Annotated in this window: 13 protein-coding genes; 7 read left to right on the top strand and 6 right to left on the bottom strand. The window is 72.2% G+C overall.

The window, feature by feature from the left end; all coding sequences use genetic code 11:
* Nucleotides 1-4 precede the first annotated feature (4 nt).
* The 3 genes from I4Q55_RS28310 to I4Q55_RS28300 are packed head-to-tail and all read left to right on the top strand — an operon-like array spanning nt 5 to nt 1931.
* Nucleotides 5-1183: a CdaR family transcriptional regulator gene (locus tag I4Q55_RS28310; protein ID WP_206791833.1), complete on the top strand. Its 1179-nt coding sequence runs from the start codon at nt 5-7 to the stop codon at nt 1181-1183.
* A gap of 56 nt (nt 1184-1239) precedes the next feature.
* Nucleotides 1240-1719, top strand: coding sequence for a DUF2975 domain-containing protein (locus I4Q55_RS28305; protein WP_206791831.1), 480 nt, complete (start codon nt 1240-1242; stop codon nt 1717-1719).
* Nucleotides 1719-1931, top strand: coding sequence for a helix-turn-helix transcriptional regulator (locus I4Q55_RS28300; protein ID WP_091317102.1), 213 nt, complete (start codon nt 1719-1721; stop codon nt 1929-1931). Before I4Q55_RS28305 ends, I4Q55_RS28300 begins: the two co-directional genes overlap by 1 nt.
* Here I4Q55_RS28300 and I4Q55_RS28295 read toward each other — a convergent pair.
* Complete coding sequence (locus I4Q55_RS28295) at nt 1928-2392, bottom strand: MarR family winged helix-turn-helix transcriptional regulator (RefSeq protein ID WP_206791829.1); 465 nt, start codon at nt 2390-2392, stop codon at nt 1928-1930. The genes I4Q55_RS28300 and I4Q55_RS28295 overlap by 4 nt on opposite strands.
* Before the next feature lie 63 nt (nt 2393-2455).
* Here I4Q55_RS28295 and I4Q55_RS28290 point away from each other — a divergent pair, with 63 nt between their 5' ends.
* Nucleotides 2456-2887, top strand: a complete 432-nt coding sequence (locus tag I4Q55_RS28290) for a RidA family protein (RefSeq protein ID WP_206791827.1) — start codon at nt 2456-2458, stop codon at nt 2885-2887.
* Between the two features lie 174 nt (nt 2888-3061).
* Here I4Q55_RS28290 and I4Q55_RS28285 read toward each other — a convergent pair whose 3' ends face one another.
* Complete coding sequence (locus I4Q55_RS28285; RefSeq protein WP_206791825.1) at nt 3062-3574, bottom strand: hypothetical protein; 513 nt, start codon at nt 3572-3574, stop codon at nt 3062-3064.
* Between the two features lie 254 nt (nt 3575-3828).
* Between I4Q55_RS28285 and I4Q55_RS28280 the strand changes: the two genes are divergently transcribed.
* On the top strand, nt 3829-4899 hold the full coding sequence (locus tag I4Q55_RS28280) for a DUF3068 domain-containing protein (protein ID WP_206791823.1): 1071 nt from the start codon (nt 3829-3831) through the stop codon (nt 4897-4899).
* Here I4Q55_RS28280 and I4Q55_RS28275 read toward each other — a convergent pair.
* The gene (locus I4Q55_RS28275) at nt 4896-5591 is read right to left on the bottom strand and encodes a bifunctional 2-polyprenyl-6-hydroxyphenol methylase/3-demethylubiquinol 3-O-methyltransferase UbiG (protein WP_206791822.1); all 696 of its coding nucleotides are present in this window, start codon (nt 5589-5591) and stop codon (nt 4896-4898) included. The genes I4Q55_RS28280 and I4Q55_RS28275 overlap by 4 nt on opposite strands.
* Nucleotides 5592-5751: 160 nt before the next feature.
* Between I4Q55_RS28275 and I4Q55_RS28270 the strand changes: the two genes are divergently transcribed.
* A complete protein-coding gene (locus tag I4Q55_RS28270) occupies nt 5752-6984 on the top strand; it encodes a glycosyltransferase family 4 protein (protein ID WP_206791888.1) in 1233 nt (410 codons plus the stop codon).
* Nucleotides 6985-7890: 906 nt separating this feature from the next.
* Here the strand turns inward: I4Q55_RS28270 and I4Q55_RS28265 are convergent.
* Both I4Q55_RS28265 and I4Q55_RS28260 read right to left on the bottom strand, forming a co-directional pair.
* Complete coding sequence (locus I4Q55_RS28265) at nt 7891-8073, bottom strand: hypothetical protein (protein WP_206791821.1); 183 nt, start codon at nt 8071-8073, stop codon at nt 7891-7893.
* Between the two features lie 3 nt (nt 8074-8076).
* Nucleotides 8077-9753: a hypothetical protein gene (locus tag I4Q55_RS28260; RefSeq protein ID WP_206791820.1), complete on the bottom strand. Its 1677-nt coding sequence runs from the start codon at nt 9751-9753 to the stop codon at nt 8077-8079.
* A gap of 70 nt (nt 9754-9823) precedes the next feature.
* Here I4Q55_RS28260 and I4Q55_RS28255 point away from each other — a divergent pair, with 70 nt between their 5' ends.
* The gene (locus I4Q55_RS28255) at nt 9824-11026 is read left to right on the top strand and encodes a polysaccharide biosynthesis protein (RefSeq protein ID WP_206791819.1); all 1203 of its coding nucleotides are present in this window, start codon (nt 9824-9826) and stop codon (nt 11024-11026) included.
* 152 nt (nt 11027-11178) lie between these two features.
* Here the strand turns inward: I4Q55_RS28255 and I4Q55_RS28250 are convergent, their stop codons facing one another.
* The gene (locus I4Q55_RS28250; RefSeq protein ID WP_206791818.1) at nt 11179-15186 is read right to left on the bottom strand and encodes an alpha-(1->3)-arabinofuranosyltransferase; all 4008 of its coding nucleotides are present in this window, start codon (nt 15184-15186) and stop codon (nt 11179-11181) included.
* Nucleotides 15187-15263 lie beyond the last annotated feature (77 nt).

The following is a 15263-nucleotide window of genomic DNA, read 5'->3' as shown; positions in this document are numbered from 1 at the left end:
AGGAATGGGCATCGAAGCTCTCGCCAGGCCGGTACCTCGCGAGCACCGTGAGCTGGTGCGCGAGATGCTGGCCCGGCTTCCCGAGTTCGCCGATCGCCTGGCCCGGCTGCTCAGCGAGCAGGACGAGTTCTACCGGCAGGTCGAGGACGTCGCCCCGGGCGAGCTGCGGCAGGTCTGCCGGGCCAACCTCGAGCGCGCGCTGACGGCGCTGGCCGAAGGCCGCGGCCTCGCGCTCGACGCCGCCCGCAAGACCGGGCTCGCGCAGGCGCGCCAGGGCATCCCGCTGCCCGCCGTGCTGCGCGCGTTCCGGATCGGCGGCACCTTCGTCTACGAAGGACTCCTCGAGCTGGCCGGCCCGGAGTTCCTCAACCCGACCCGGACGATCGAGATCAACTCCTACGTCTGGAAGGCGATCGACCTCTACTCCGACGCGCTGACCACGGCGTACGAGGAGGTCGCGGCCGAGCCGTCGCACGCGAACGCGCGACTGCTGGACGACCTGCTGCGCGGCCGGCTCGCCGGTCAGGCGGAGATGGAGGCCGCGGCTCGCGAACTGGGCCTGCCGACCGCGGGCATGTTCGTCGCCGTGGTCACCGAGCGCGTCGAGCCGGACGACCACGACTCCGTCGAGGCACTGCTGCGGGCGCGGCGCTGGCGGTCGGCGTGGCGGCCCGGCGGCGAGGCGGGCCTGGTCGCGGTCGACCGGATCGAGGACGTCCGGCGGCTGCGCGAAGTGCTGGGCTCGCTGCCGGTGGCGGCCGGGATGAGCAAGCCGTTCACCGGCTTCCCCGACGTCCCGGACGCGCTGCACCGGGCCCGGATCGCCCGCCGCTCGCTGCCGGCGGCAACGGCCGGGGTGGTGGTGTTCGGCGACTCGCCGGTGACGACGCTCGTCGCGGCCGCACCGGGGATGGCTCGCGACGTCGTCCGGTCGGCGCTGGCCGGCGTGCTCGCCCTGCCCGCGGCGGAACGCAAGGTCCTGCTCGACACGCTGCTGGCGTGGTTCGCCGGCGGCGGCTCGGCGAAGGAGGCCGCGGACCGGCTGTTCGTGCACCCCAACACGGTCCGCTACCGGCTGCGCCGCGTGCAGGAGCTGACCAAGCGCGACCTCACCGACCCGGTGGACATCGGCGAGCTGTACGTCGCGCTCGAGTCAGTGCGCCTGGATCCGGAGCCGGATTGATCGCTTTCCGATCACTACCGATTGACTTTCGATAGGAAGCGCGCGATAGTCGGCGCATGGTTACCGAGAAGTGGGCCGTTGCCGCGCTCAGATTCTTCCTCGTGGTGCTGTTCGGCGTCCTCGTCGTGTTCCAGACGATGTCGCTACCGGGCGGCATCGCCTACCACGCGCAACAGAACCCGCAAGACGCTCCGCTGCGCTGGCCGCTGACCGCCATCGCGGTGTTCCTCGTGCTGTGCGCCCAGGTGGTGGTCGTCGCGACCTGGAAGCTGCTGACACTGGTCAAGAAGGACCGGATCTTCACCACGGCGTCCCTGAAGTGGGTCGACGCGATCGTCTGGGCGGTGGCCGCGGCATGGCTGGTGGTCGTCGGGATGCTGCTCTTCGTCGGCTTCAACGCGGACGACCCGGGGATGCCGATGCTGCTGTTCCTGGTGACCGTGGCGGTCACGGTGGTCGGCCTGCTGATGGTGGTCATGCGCGCCCTGCTGCGGCAGGCGACCGCGCTGCGCTCCGACATGGAAACGGTCATCTGATGCCGATCGTCGTGCGCATCGACGTCGAACTGGCCAAGCGCAAGATGAGCGTCGGGGAGTTCGCGGAGAAGGTCGGGCTCACGCCGGCCAACGTGGCGGTGCTGAAGAACGGCCGGGCCAAGGCGGTCCGCTTCAGCACATTGGAGGCGATGTGCCGGGTGCTCGGCTGCCAGCCCGGCGACCTGCTGGAGTGGGTCGAGGACGAGGTTTAGCCCAGGTCCGCGGGCCGCACGCGCAGCTTGGCGGCGATCCGGGCCAGCGTCTGCTGCTCGGCGGCGGTGAGCGGGTCGAGGACGTCCAGGACGCTGCGCACGTGCGTCGGCGCGGCTCCTTTCACGACCTCGAACCCGGCATCGGTGAGGGCGACCAGGGTGTATCGGCCGTCGTCGGGGTCCGGCGAGCGCCTGACCCAGCCGCGCTGTTCGAACCGCTTGACCACATTGGACAGCCGGGAGAGCGAACCGTTGGCGAGGTAGGCGAGTTCGCTCATCCGCAGCCGGCGCTCGGGGGCTTCGGAGATGTGGCTGAGCGTGAGGTATTCGAAGAGCGTCAGGCCGGCTTCGTGCTGCAACGGTGCTTCGAGGCGCCCCGGGAGCAGCAGGATGAGCGAGACCAGCCCGGTCCAGGCTTCCTTTTCGGCCGGGCTGAGCCAGCGCGGGCCTTCTTGATCCATGACGGGAGCCTAACCACTCGCGGATGACTTCATGCTTGAAGTCGTGCTACGTTGACTTCAAGCATGAAGTCATCCGAAGGGAACCCCATGTTCTACGTGACCCCGGGCTACGGCCCCCGCCACCTCGCAGCGCTGCACTACAGCCAGGCGGTCCGCATCGGCAACCGGGTGGAGATATCGGGCCAGGGCGGCTGGGACGACAACACGGTGTTCCCGGCGGACCTGGAGCAGGAGATCATCCAGGCGTTCGACAACGTGGAGCGGACATTGGCCACGGCGGGCGCCGGCTGGGCGGACGTGGTGTCGGTGGATTCGTTCCACATCCCGACGGCGGAGGACACGATCGGCGACGAGCACACGCGGGTGATGGTGGAGCAGTTCCGCAAGCGGATGGGCGACCGGGCGCCGATCTGGACACAGCTCGGGGTGGCAGCCCTCGGCGCCCCGGGCATGCGCGTGGAGATCCGAGCCACAGCGGTGGTCGGCGAGGCCTGACCCGAGCGCGGCCACAGCCCAGCCCCAGCGCCCCAAGGTGGCCTTGGGTGCGCTGAACGCACCGAAGGCCACCTTGGGTGCGTCCAACGCACCGAAGGCCACATTGGGTGCGTTCAACGCACCGAAGGCCACATTGGGGCGCTCGGGACCAGGCCGGGTCGGCAGGGGCGAAGGCTAGGCCGCGTCGGTGTCCACCAAGCCGGCCAGTTCCAGGAGCGTTCCCTCGAAACCCGGGCCCGCCGTCAACGCCACCGTCAACGGCCCGCCACGCCGATCCCGCCCGACCGGCAGCGTCACCGCCGGCTCCGTCCACTGGGGACGGTCCATCCCGGCCGAAACCACCACGTCCGGCCGGGCCGGGCGGTGCCGGCGCCCGCCCGCGTCGAGATCGAGCACCACGTTGCCGTGCAACGAAAGCAACGTCGCCACGTCCGCCACCGCGTCCCGGAGCTCGCGGTCGGCTATCGAATCCGAATGCGCGCCGATCGCCGGCCGGGGCGAATCGGGCCGGTCCAGGCGGGGAACCAGTGTCCCCAAGTCGCCCGAGGAGCACGTCAGCACCCGGATGCCCGGCACACCCGCCAGGGGGTCGGTGATGCTGATACCCGCACTCGCGGCGGCCGCCACGATCCGGGCCCGCCAGCGCGCGGTCGCCGCGATGGCGACCTTCGATGGGTCCTGCGACAAAAGGGGGTTTCTCCTTTGCGGTCCGGGCGCGGCGGCGTGCGGATCGTCCGATGGTGGGCCCGTGCCCGTTGTGCCCGGGAACAAACATGTTTGGTCGCTTGGTCCGAACGGCCGTGCCCATGCGACCTTCCGGTGGCACCGGACATCTGTGACCCCGAGTCACACTTTGACGCGCGACGTGGCGCGGGCCACTATCCGGGCACCTGATTACCGCCGGGTAATTTGCGTGTCCGGAGTACGACCCAGGAGGACCGTTGCGACGAGCTTTGGGCCTGATCTTGCTGGCGCTGGGGGTCTTCGCGGTCGCCGGGGCGGTGCTGCTGCCGACCTACGTCTACCCGAAGCTCGCCAAGGTGCCGCTCGACCAGGATTCGACGTCGGTGCTGGAAGGCACCGCGAGCAAGGTCCTCGCCGTGACCGACAAGGGCGCCGGCCCGGTCACCGAGATCCGCAAGGACGCCAGCCTGACCGCGACCGCCCGCGTCCAGGCGAACTTCGCCCGGCCCGAGATGCGCGCGGACACCGACTACGCCGTCTGGCTGCTCGCGGTGCAGGTCAAGGACGACAAAGACGGCACCGTGGTCAGCGCGAGCAAGCGGCAGGTCTGCTTCGACCGGCGCACCGCCGAGGGCTACGACCCGCGTGGCGACGCCGACCCGAAGTGCACCAAGGAAAGCAGCTACGTCACCGAGCTCAAGGACAAGGCCGACAAGGACGGCGAGAAGCCGCCGGAGCAGAACGTCCCCAAGGCCCAGCCCGGCCTGAACTTCAAGTTCCCCTTCGGCACCGAGCAGAAGGACTACCCGGTCTACGACGACAACACCGGCACGGCCGTCACCGCCCGGTTCACCGGCACCGAGGAGGTGAACGGGATCGAGACCTACAAGTTCGTCCAGACCATCGGCGACACCAAGCTGGAGACGAAGAAGGTGCCCGGCTCGCTCGTCGGCCTCACCGACCCGACCGTCGACGCCGACCTCTACTACCGCGGCATCAACACGATGTGGGTGGAGCCGGTCACCGGGATCCAGGTGAAGCAGCAGCAACAGCAGCACCAGGAACTGCGCCCGGCCACCGGCGCCCCGACCGTCGTGTTCGACGGGACGCTCGCCTACAACGGCGAGACGGTCGCGAAGATGGTCGACCAGGTCAACGAGAACAAGGGCAAGCTGGAGTTCCTGTCGAGCACCGGCCCGCTGTGGCTCGGCATCGGCGGCGGGGTCATGATCGTCGGCGCGGTCTACCTGCTGGCCCGCCGTCGCCCGGCCGCCCCGCCGGCCCCGCGGCAGCGGCGGCACCGGGTGCCGGTGGGCGCGGACCGCTAGCTCTTGCGCAAGACCAGCACCAGATTCCAGGACGCTATTTCCCGGAGGCCGGGAATCCGCACGATCCACATCGCCCAGCTCGGGTGGTATCGCGGATACCCGGCCACCAGGTCGGCGAGCGGTGTCGTCTTCGCCCAGCGGAGCGCGGCGCCCACCGAAACCGGGAACAGGCTTTCGCCGAATTTGTTCTTTGGCTGCTTCCCGAATTTACGCGCATAACGGCTCCGCGCGTAGTAACCGCCGAGGAAATGCCACGGCGCCGTCTCGTGGCCACCCCACGGCGAATACCACGGCGTGAACGACGCGAACACCGTGCCGCCGGGCTTGGTCACCCGGCACATCTCCTCGAGCATGACCCACGGCTCGGACACGTGCTCCAGCACGTTCGACGAGTAGCAGACGTCCACGGATCCGCTGCGTATGGGCAGTTCCGTGCCGCTCGCGCGGATCATGTTCTCCCCCGGCTCGCCACGGGCGGACAGCTCGCCGACGTCCGGGTCCAGGCCGAGGTAGACCGCGCCGGCCGCGCGGAAGGCGTCGGAGAAATACCCCGGGCCGCCGCCGACGTCGAGCACGGTGCGCCCGGACAGCGGAGTGTGCGCCGCCAATTGCCGGACGGAGTCGGCGGCGAGCGCGGAATAGAAGCCGTCCGGGTCCGTCTGCTCGGTGAGAAAAGTGCGGAAGAGAGTCACGGAACGACGGAGCGTGGCGCGATGCGGCTGCGCCGTCGCGACGAGAACCGGATTACCTACCATTGAACCGTCGCTTTCCCGAATACGTTCATCTAGGGTGTACGCACCAGTAACCTAGCACCGCCGCAGGAGTTTGGATAACCCGATGGAACGTCCTCGTGTGCTCCTCCTCAACTGGCGCGACACCGGCCACCCCGAAGGCGGCGGTTCGGAACGCTACGTCGAGCGCATGGCCGAAGGCCTGGCCAGAGCGGGGTACCGGGTCGAAATCCAGTGCGCCGCCTACCCGGGCGCGACCGCGGGCGAATGGCGCGACGGCGTCCGCTACCGGCGCCGCGGCAACAAGTTCGGCGTCTACGCGCACGCGCTGCGCGCCATCCGCCGGGCCCGCGCCGACCTCGTGGTCGACGTACAGAACGGCATGCCGTTCTTCGCCCGGCTGGTCGCGGGCTGCCCGGTGCTGGTGCTCGTGCACCACGTCCACAAGGAACAGTGGATCAGCGCGCTCGGCGAGACACTGGGCCGGGTCGGCTGGTGGATCGAGTCACGGCTGGCGCCGTGGCTGTTCCGCCGCTGCCGCTACATCACGGTTTCCGAGGTCACCAAGGCCGAACTGGCGGAGCTGGGCATCGGGCGCGAGCGCGTCACGGTGATCCCGAACGGCCTCGACGCGCCGCCGCCGTGCGCGTCCGAACGCGACAGCGAGCCGACCCTGGTCGCGGTGAGCAGGCTGGTGCCGCACAAGCGGATCGAGCACGCGATCGACGTCGTCGCGAGCCTCGCGCGGCGCTGGCCGTCGCTGCGGCTGGAGGTCGTCGGCCAGGGCCCGTGGGACGAGGTGCTGCGCGCGCACGCGGCTTCGCGCGGGGTCGCCGACCGGGTCGTCCTGCACGGCTGGGTCGACGAACAGGCCAAGCACGAGATCCTCGCGCGCTCGTGGCTGCACCTGTGCCCGTCGGTCAAGGAGGGCTGGGGCATCGTCATCATGGAGGCCGCGGCGCACGGCGTGCCCTCGGTGGCCTACCGCGCCGCCGGTGGCGTTCGCGAGTCCATTGTGGAAGGTCGAACCGGCGTGCTGGCCGACGACTTCGACGATTTCACCGCCCAGGTCGACGGCCTCCTCGCCGACGGCCCGCGGCGCGCGGAGATGGGCCTGGCGGGTGCCGCGCGGGCCGGTGAGTACAGCTGGGACGCGAGCGTCGGGCAGTTCGCGTCACTCGTGCGGGACGTCGCCGGCCGGCCGGTGCCCCGCCCGCGAACCCTGGTCCCGTACCGCGTCCCGGAACTCGCCCAGGAGCCGGGCGGCCGCGGAAGCGTCGAAGTCCTTGCGGCGGGCCCGCACCGTGACGGTGGTCTGCCCGCCGGTCGTCGCCACGCCGAACGCCACGCCTGACCGGCCGCTCGCCGCCGGGTAGAAGGCCAGCGACCGCACGGTGTCCCCGGTGGACACCAGGCCGAGGTTCGACACCAGGAACGTCGAACCGAGCCTGCTCGCCAGCAGCCGGGTGCCCAGCCGGGCGAGGCGGCTGCTGCGCGCGGGGAAGTCCGGCTCCGGCGGCTGAGCCGCGAGCACCGCCGGGACGTCCGCGCCGCGGCTCAGCCGCAGCCGGAAGAAAGCGCTGTCGTGCACCGGTTCCGGCGCCGCGCCGGACCTCCGCGACGCGCCCAGCGCGGCCACCACGCGGGCGGTGCGGGCGCCGTGCGCGCGGTTCCAGCGTTCGGTGGCGCGGGCGGCGGCCGCGACGAATCCCGCGGCCCCCAGCCGCAGGCCCGGCTCGTGACAGGCCACGAAGACGTCTCCAGTGGCCGAACTCCCCCGATCGGGCGTGATCCGGCCCGGTGGCGCGAAAAGCGCCTCAGCGAGCCGCTGGAGGGCCGAAAGGGCAAAGGGTTTGCCGCCCGCGCGTTCGCCGATTCCCCGCGCCGCCGAGGAAACCGGGACGTCGAGCAGGATGCCGAGCAGGGACAGCAGGCCGAGGCCGTCGAGGGCGCCGTGGTGCGCGGCGACGAGCAACGTCGATTCGCCGACGGCGACGCGCACCAGCGGCGCGGCCCGTTCGTAGGGCGCCGAAGCGAAGCGGTCCCGGACTCCCGCCAGGTCGGTGCTCCGCTCGATTTCCGGCACCGCGCCCAGGTGCGGGTACTGCTGGACCGCGGCCGCGAGCCGCGCCCGGAGCTTCTCCGGTTCCGGCGCGGCCGCGCCGAGTTCCGCTTCGAGGAGGATGCTCCAGGAAACGGTGGGGTCGCCGTAGAGCCCGACGACGCGGTGGGCGTGGTCGGAGGCGAGCCGGGTCACGCGTCAGCGGTCCCCGTAGAGCTTGAGCGGGTGGTCGGCAGGGTTGTACTTCACCTGCGCGTTGAGCTTCTCCTGCACCGGAGCGGCGGCGTCCGGGTCGGCAGTCTGGGTGAGGGCGAAACCCCCCGCTGTCGCCGCTCCGCCGCCGATGATGACGGCGACGATCGCGCCGATGACCGTGCCCACGTGTCACTCCTTCCGCGGCGGGAGAATCCTGCCGCGGCCCAATGTACGCATCGGTAACATGCGGCACAACACCGCGACGCACAGCAACGCGAGCGCTACTCCGTTCGCCAGCAAGGCGGACGCCCACGAAATCTCTTTCACCGGCGGCTCACCCGGGGTCCGGTACAGCGTCAGCCAGTCACCCGACCACACCCGCGTCGCGCCGGCGAGCAACTGCGGGTCCACGTAACCGGGTGTCCCGTGCTCGACGAGGATCCAGCCGATGCCCGCGTCGGTGAGCTCCCGCGCGGACGTCGCGGCGCGGACGTCGCCGATCCTGGGGTCCTCGCCGGCGACGCGCTCGCTCCCGACCTGCAGGGCGTCGTCCATCAGCACGGGTTTCGGCAGCACGCGCGGCGCCGGGTCGAGCTGGGTGCGGCCGTCGTTCCAGGCGAACCCGCGGAACGCCGAGAGCGGCAACGCGAGCACGTCACCCGGCCGGTCACCGAGCTTTTCGGACACTGCCTGCCAGTCGGCCGGGTACTGCGCGGTGCCGAGCCGTCCCCAGCCGCCCCACGCCAGGTCCGGCATGGTGAGCAGCGGGAAGACGACGGCCGCCGCCACCAGGGCCACACGTCCGCTTTTCAGCTTCGCCGCGGCGGCTTCGACGGCCAGCGCGAAGCCCAGTGCGAGCGGCAGGGCCCACCACGCCACCCATTTCTGGGCGTCACGCAGCAGTCCGGCGCCGGGCACGGACCGCGTCGCGGCGGTCAGCAGTGCCTCCCCGCCCGGCAAGGTCGCCAGCGAAGCCAGGAAGACACCCAGGACGCCGAGCGCCGTCAAGGACCGGACCGGCGCCTTCCCCCACCGGCTCGCGAGCGGCCACAGCCCGGCGACCGCGATGGCGACGACGACGAGCGTCAGCACCGGCACCAGCGGCACGGCCCGGCTGCCGGGCACGGTTTCGGCGTTCCAGATGCCGCCGAGTCCCAGCACGCTGAGCAGCGCGGGACCCCAGCTTTCGGCGCGGGCGCTGAACGCCGTGACGCCGGCCGGGTCGGAGAACGTGCCGCCGGCGTTGAGGAACGTCGGGACGAGCCAGGGCAGGTTGAGCGCGATGGCGAGCGGGACCGTCTGCCAGAGCCGCCGCGAGCCGGCGGCCACGACCATGACGGCGGCCGCGAGCACGCCGCCCGGCGGCGTCAGGACGGCCGGGGCGCAGGCGATCACCAGCTTCGGCAGGGCACGGGGTTCGTGCTTGCGCGCGGCGAGCCCGGCGGCGGCGATCCACGGCAGGCTCGCGTACGTCAGCAGCAGCGGCCAGTGCCCGATGAACAGCCGTTCCGCGACGTACGGCGTCCAGGCGTAGGCCGTCGCGGCGACGAGCCGGGTGCCGAGGTGTTCGGTGGGGACGAGCCGTCCCGCGCCGAGCGCGGCGAAGAAGACGGCCAGGAGCAGGACGAGCTTCTGGACGATGTCGCCCGGCAGCACGGTGGTGGCGAGCGCGACGGCGGCGTCGGCGGGGACGGACCGCGGCAGCGTGCCGCCGATCCCGAAGGCGTCCGGCACGAAGTACTGCCGGGGCGCGAACACCATGTCGTAGCTCAGGACGAACCCGCGGCCCAGCAGCGGCCCGCAGACGGCGAACGCCAGCGCTGCGGCCAGCACGGGGAGGGCGAGCCGCCTGCCCGGTGCGTCCACGGCCCTTCCTTTCCGGTGCGTGCGCGGTTATGGTCCCTGGTCATTACCCGCCGGTAATGGGAGCCCGCCGTTGAGCGTAGACACCGAAGTCCCGGCGCGGACCGGCAACCGGGTCGCGGCGATCCTCGTCTCACTCGCGCTCGCGGGCAACAACGCGGCGAGTTACGTCCTGAGCCTGGCGGCCGCGCGCATCCTCGCGCCCGGCGCGTTCGGAGAGCTCAGCTCGCTGCTGGCGGTGCTGGTCATCGGCGTCGTGCCGGCGATGGGCCTGCAGACGGTGGTGGCGCTGCGGGTGGCGCGTTCGCCGTCGCTGCCGCAGGGTTCGCTGTTCGCGCTGGGCCTGATGACGAGCGCGGTTGTCGCGACGGCGGCGTTGACGCTGAGCCCGTTGCTGGTGCTCCTGCTGCACCTGGGTTCGCTGGCCCCGGCGCTGCTGGTGACGGCCGCGCTCGGGCCGTTGACGCTGCTGGGGTTGTTCCACGGGCTCCTGCAGGGCAGCCACCGGTTCGCGGTGCTGTCCGGGCTGATCGCGCTGGAGGGCGTGGGCAAGGTCGGCGGTTCGCTCGTGGGACTGCTGGTTTCGGGCACCCCGACGGGCGCGCTGGCCGGGGCGGCGGCCGGTTCGGTGGCGGTGGCCGTGGCGGGCTGGCAGCTGTGCGGCCGCCCGCGCCCCCGCTGGGCCGACCGCCACGGCGGCGAGGTGTTCCACACGGCCCAGGCGATGCTGGCGCTGGTGCTGCTGGTCAACCTGGACCTGGTCCTGGCCCGGCACACGCTGTTGGCGGGCGAGGCGGGCGAGTACGCGCTGGGGGCGATCGTCACGAAGATCGCGTACTGGCTGCCGCAGGCGGTGGGCGTGCTGGTGCTGCCGCGGTTCGCGGTGTCCGGCCGCCGTCGCCGGGTCCTGCCGGTGGCGCTGCTGGTGTGCGGCGGCCTGGACGCCTTGGTGCTGCTGGTGTCGCTGGTCCTGGGCCCTGATCTGCTGGCCTTGATCGGCGGCGCTCGGTACGCGGGGAGCACGATGCCGGTGTGGCCGTTCGCGCTGGCGGGTTCGATGCTGGCCCTGGTCCAGATCCTGCTGTACGCCCGCCTGGCCGACGGCGACCGCCGCGTGACGCTGCTGATGTGGTCGGCGGTCGCGGTGGAGGCGGTGCTGATCACGACGTGGCTGCACGGGTCACCCACCCAGGTGGTGACGGCGGCGGTTTGCACGGCCGGAGCCCTGGCCGCGGCAGGCGCGGCCCTGGAGCTCCGGCCACGCAAACCGGCCTGAGCAGCCCCCGTTTTCCACGCTACCGGCAGGCACCGACAGTCCGAACGCGCCGAGTACCGGGCTTCCATGCGCCCCAATGTGGCCTTGGTTGCGTTGAACGCACCCAAGGTGGCCTTCGGTGCGTTCAACGCACCGAAGGCCACATTGGGGCGCTAGGGGGACGGCTCCGTCGGGTTTTCCTTCCTGACGAACCAGTCCACGCACGTCGCCACCGTCGCGGCCGCGGCCAGCAGCAACGCTGCCTGCGTCACCGGGCCGTACGCCCACTCCTGGCCGTGACCCAGGACGCGGCCCGTCACCGAGACCGCCGCCGCCACGGCCATGCCGCCGAACGCCAGGAACCTGGGTGCGCGCTCGGAGAACTGGCGAGCCAGCAGGCACGCGATCAGCAGCACCACCGGCAGCATCCCGCCCAGCGCCACCAGCAACCCGATCAGCACCACCGGCACCACCGCGCCGCCATCCGGCGCGATCGTGAAGCGCCGCCGGTGTGCCGGCCACGCCACCCCCACCAGCAACAGCAGCACCGCCGCCGCGCCGATCAAGAGACTCGAGCGGTAATGCGCGTCCGGGGTGAACGACAGCGACACGACGCCGCCCGCACCCGCCGGGACTATCCACGCCTGCTGCCAGCCGTCCACGCGGGTGCGCGTCAGCTGCTGTCCGTCCAAAGTGGCCGTCCAGCCCGCGTTCGCGTTCTCCGGGACCGCCAGCACCGCCTCCGCGCCCGGCCCCACCGTCACCGACCGCGACGCCGCGTCCCAGTCGCCCACCTGCACCGCCCGGCGCACCGGGGGCGACGACGCCACCGCCGGGCGCAGCCACAGGTCCTGGACCACGAACGACTCCGACCGGTCCGTCCGCAGCTCGTGGCCGCCGGCCGGCAGCACGATGCCGCCCTCGGAATCGCGGCACATCCCCAGCGTCAGCGGCCGGTGCGCGGTGATGTCGGACAGCTTGCCCTGCACCGACGTCCGGTAGTCGAGCCCGTCCAGGTGCACGTTCGGTCCCGAGCCGCACGGCACCGAAAACGCCGGGTCCGGGCCCGGGAGCAGGTCGTCGCTGCCGGACAGCGAAAGGCTGCCGATGCCGACCACCGCGCGCGCCGCCGGGTCGTCGTCGTCGCCCGGCAGCAGCACCTGCAGCTGGTCGGTTTCCAGTGGCTCGAAGGACGCCGATCCGCCCGCGTCGAGCTGCACCGTCCGCGTCGCCGACCGGCCCACCAGCTGCACCTGCCGGGGCGCCCGGGCCCCGCTGGCCGGCGCCACCCCGATGTGCAGCCCCGAAATCCGCTTCGGTGCCGGCCAGCCGAGGGTCAGCGCCGGCCGCAGGTCGGTGACGTCGGGGCGCCACGTCGTGCCCGCGTCGCCGTCCACGGCCGCGAACCCCGCCGCCGCCGGGTCGCCGCCCAGCTGGGACGTCGACGCGACCGTGACCCCCGGCAGCGACACCGGGTTGCGGCCGCCGCCCGCCGGCAGCACGGTGCCGCCGACCAGGTACGTCTGCTCGGCCGGGGTGCTGAACAACCGCCGGATCCCGTCGGGTTCCTCGCCGTCGCGGGCGGCCGCGGCGTCGCAGCGGACGGCGTCGCCGGCAGGCAGGCAGGCGTACCGCGGCTGCGCGCCGCGCGTGAACGCGAACCCGGGCGCCGGGCCGGTCGGCAGGTCCGCCGGCACCTCCAGGGCCCGCTGCGGCTGGGTGCCCGGGATCTGCAGCTCCGCGATGCCGAAGTTCCCGTCCTGCCGCCCGACCACCAGCGACAGCAGCGTGATCCGCACCTTCCGCGTGACGCCGCCGGCGACGGAGTACTCGTGCGGCCCGGCGCCGCGGACCACCGGCTGGTCGACCGAGCCGTTGTCCGTCGTGATCCGGATCCGGGTGGCGGGCCAGCCCACCCGGAGGTCGTCCACGAGCTGCAGCTGCACCGACGTCACCAGCCGCGGGGTGTCCAGCTCCACCTCGAGCCACTGGCCGATCGCGCCGGTGAACGACGACGAGTGCCACGCCGTGCGCGGGTCCCCGTCGATCGCGGCGAACGGCTGGTGCGAGGGATCGGACCCGCCGAAGGCGTCGGCGAACGACGCCGCCGTCGACGCCGTCACCGAGCGGATCCCCCGGTAGGCGGCCACGGTCTGGTGTTCCTGGCCCGGGAACGGCAGCAGGTCGCCCGCCGCGCGCTGCTGGCGGTAGGCCTCGCCCGCGGTCAACGTCTGGCTCAGGTTGTCGCGGACGCCGCCGACGTTCCGCTCGGCCCGGCGCAGGCCGTCGGTCACCAGCCTCGGGCCGCCGGGCGACCCGCCGTCGCCGGTGAGCACGGTCGGCGTCGCCGGGTCGAGCAGCCCGGAATCGATCAGCGGCAGCAGGTTCTCCGGCCCGCCGCTCACCGTCGGGACGTCCGTCGCGGACGTCGCCGTGGCCAGCGGCACCGGTTTCCGCACTTCCCAGACTTCGAGCGGGCCGAATTCGGCCGCCTTGGCGATGCCCGGCGAGCCGGCCAGGCCCGCGCGCAGCGTCGCGACGGGCGGGGCCGCGGTCCGTTCGCGGTCGATGTCGTTGCGCAGCAGCAGGAACCGGTAGCCGGACCGCGCGAGCAGCGCGGCCAGCCCGGGATCGCCGCGGCCGTCGGCGAGCGCCGCGTCCACCGAGTCCATCAGCCGCGTGTTCCCTTCGGACCCCAGCGGCACCTGGTTGCGGACCGCCCACGGGCTCCGCGCGATCGCCTGCGCGGGCTCGTCGACCGTGCGGCCCCACTCGTACTCGCCGAACCCGGTCGCCGGCAGCAGCAGCGTCCGCGCGTTCGGATCGGCCTTGGCGACGTAACCCATCGCGTCGTACCAGTAGCCGGGCACGGCGTCCCAGCCCGGACCGGACCGCAGGTTGAGCAGCCACGCCGGCGCGGCCATCACCAGCACCAGCAGCAGGCCCAGCGCGGGCCGCAGGAAGCGCCGCGCGGAAGGCACCGGGCTGGAGATGCCGTGCACGAACGCCAGCATCAGCGGCAGCCGCAGCACCGGCTCGAACTTGTGCACGTTGCGCAGTGGCGCGAGCGGCCCGTCGAGCAGGTGGCGGACCTGCTCGGCCAGCGGGCTGTCGAGCGTGCCGACGTAGCCGATGGTCAGCAGGGTCAGGCCGGTGACGACGCCGAGCACGAGGAACCGCCGGTCCGGCAGGCCGCGCCGGGTCAGCCCGAACAGCCCGACGCCGGCGACCAGCCCGGTCGCGAGCATCAGCACCGGGTTGTCGATCAGCGACCAGCCGCCGGGCCACCACGGCGTGCCCTGGACGACGTAGGCCACCCACTGGTTGGTGCCGCGCAGCACCTCGAACAGCGACATCGGCGCGGTCGTGTTCGTCGCGGACTCGATGTAGTCCAGGAACGGCAGGCTGTACTCGCCGAGCAGCAGCAGCGGCAGGATCCACCAGAGCGTCGCGCCGATGACGAAGACGAACCACCACAGCACGAGCTCGACGTGCGCGCGTGTCCAGCGGCGGGTCAGCAGCCACAGTCCCGGCAGGACGAGCGCCATCACCACCATGGCGCCGTTGACGCCGCCCATGCACAGCACGGCCAGCGCCGACAGCCCGGCGGCCCGCCGCGGCGAGCCGATCGCCCCGGCCCGCACGAGCGGCACCAGCACCCACGGCAGCAGCACGGCGGGCAGCATTTCCGCGGACAGGCCGCCGATTTCGGTCAGCATGCGCGGGGCGACCGCGTAGCCGAGCGCGCCGATCAGCCGGGTGCGCTCGGTGCCGATCTTCATCGCCCGCGCCAGCACCAGGGCGCCGCCGAACGCCGCCGACAGGAGGATCGCGCCCCACAGCCGTTGCGCGATCCACGCGGGCACGCCGGTCGCCTGGCACAGCGCGAAGAACGGGCCCATCGGGAAGAGATAGCCGTACGCCTGGTTCTGCAGCTCCCCCGCGGTCGCCTCCGGGTTCCACAGGTGCAGGGCGCGCCCGAGGAAGGCGATCGGGTCGACGGCGAGATCCAGTTTGGTGTCGAACGTCGTCTTCCCCGGCATCTGCAGGAACGACAACGTGGTCAGCGCCAGCACGATCCAGGTGCTGGGCCGGCGGAAGAACGCGGCCACCGAGAACTTCCGGTCGCGCTCCGCGGGCGGGGCGTCGTCCCGGGTTCGATCGCGGGTGGCGGTTACCATCCGGTAGATACTAGGCCGAAACCTGGCTACGATGTGCCGACAGTTTTGTGAGAACAGAGTCCCCAGTCTCCCTGAAC

The organism is Amycolatopsis sp. MtRt-6, from assembly GCF_017308975.1.
In the GTDB taxonomy this organism is placed as follows: domain Bacteria; phylum Actinomycetota; class Actinomycetes; order Mycobacteriales; family Pseudonocardiaceae; genus Amycolatopsis.
This window is presented reverse-complemented; position numbering and strand designations above follow the sequence as displayed.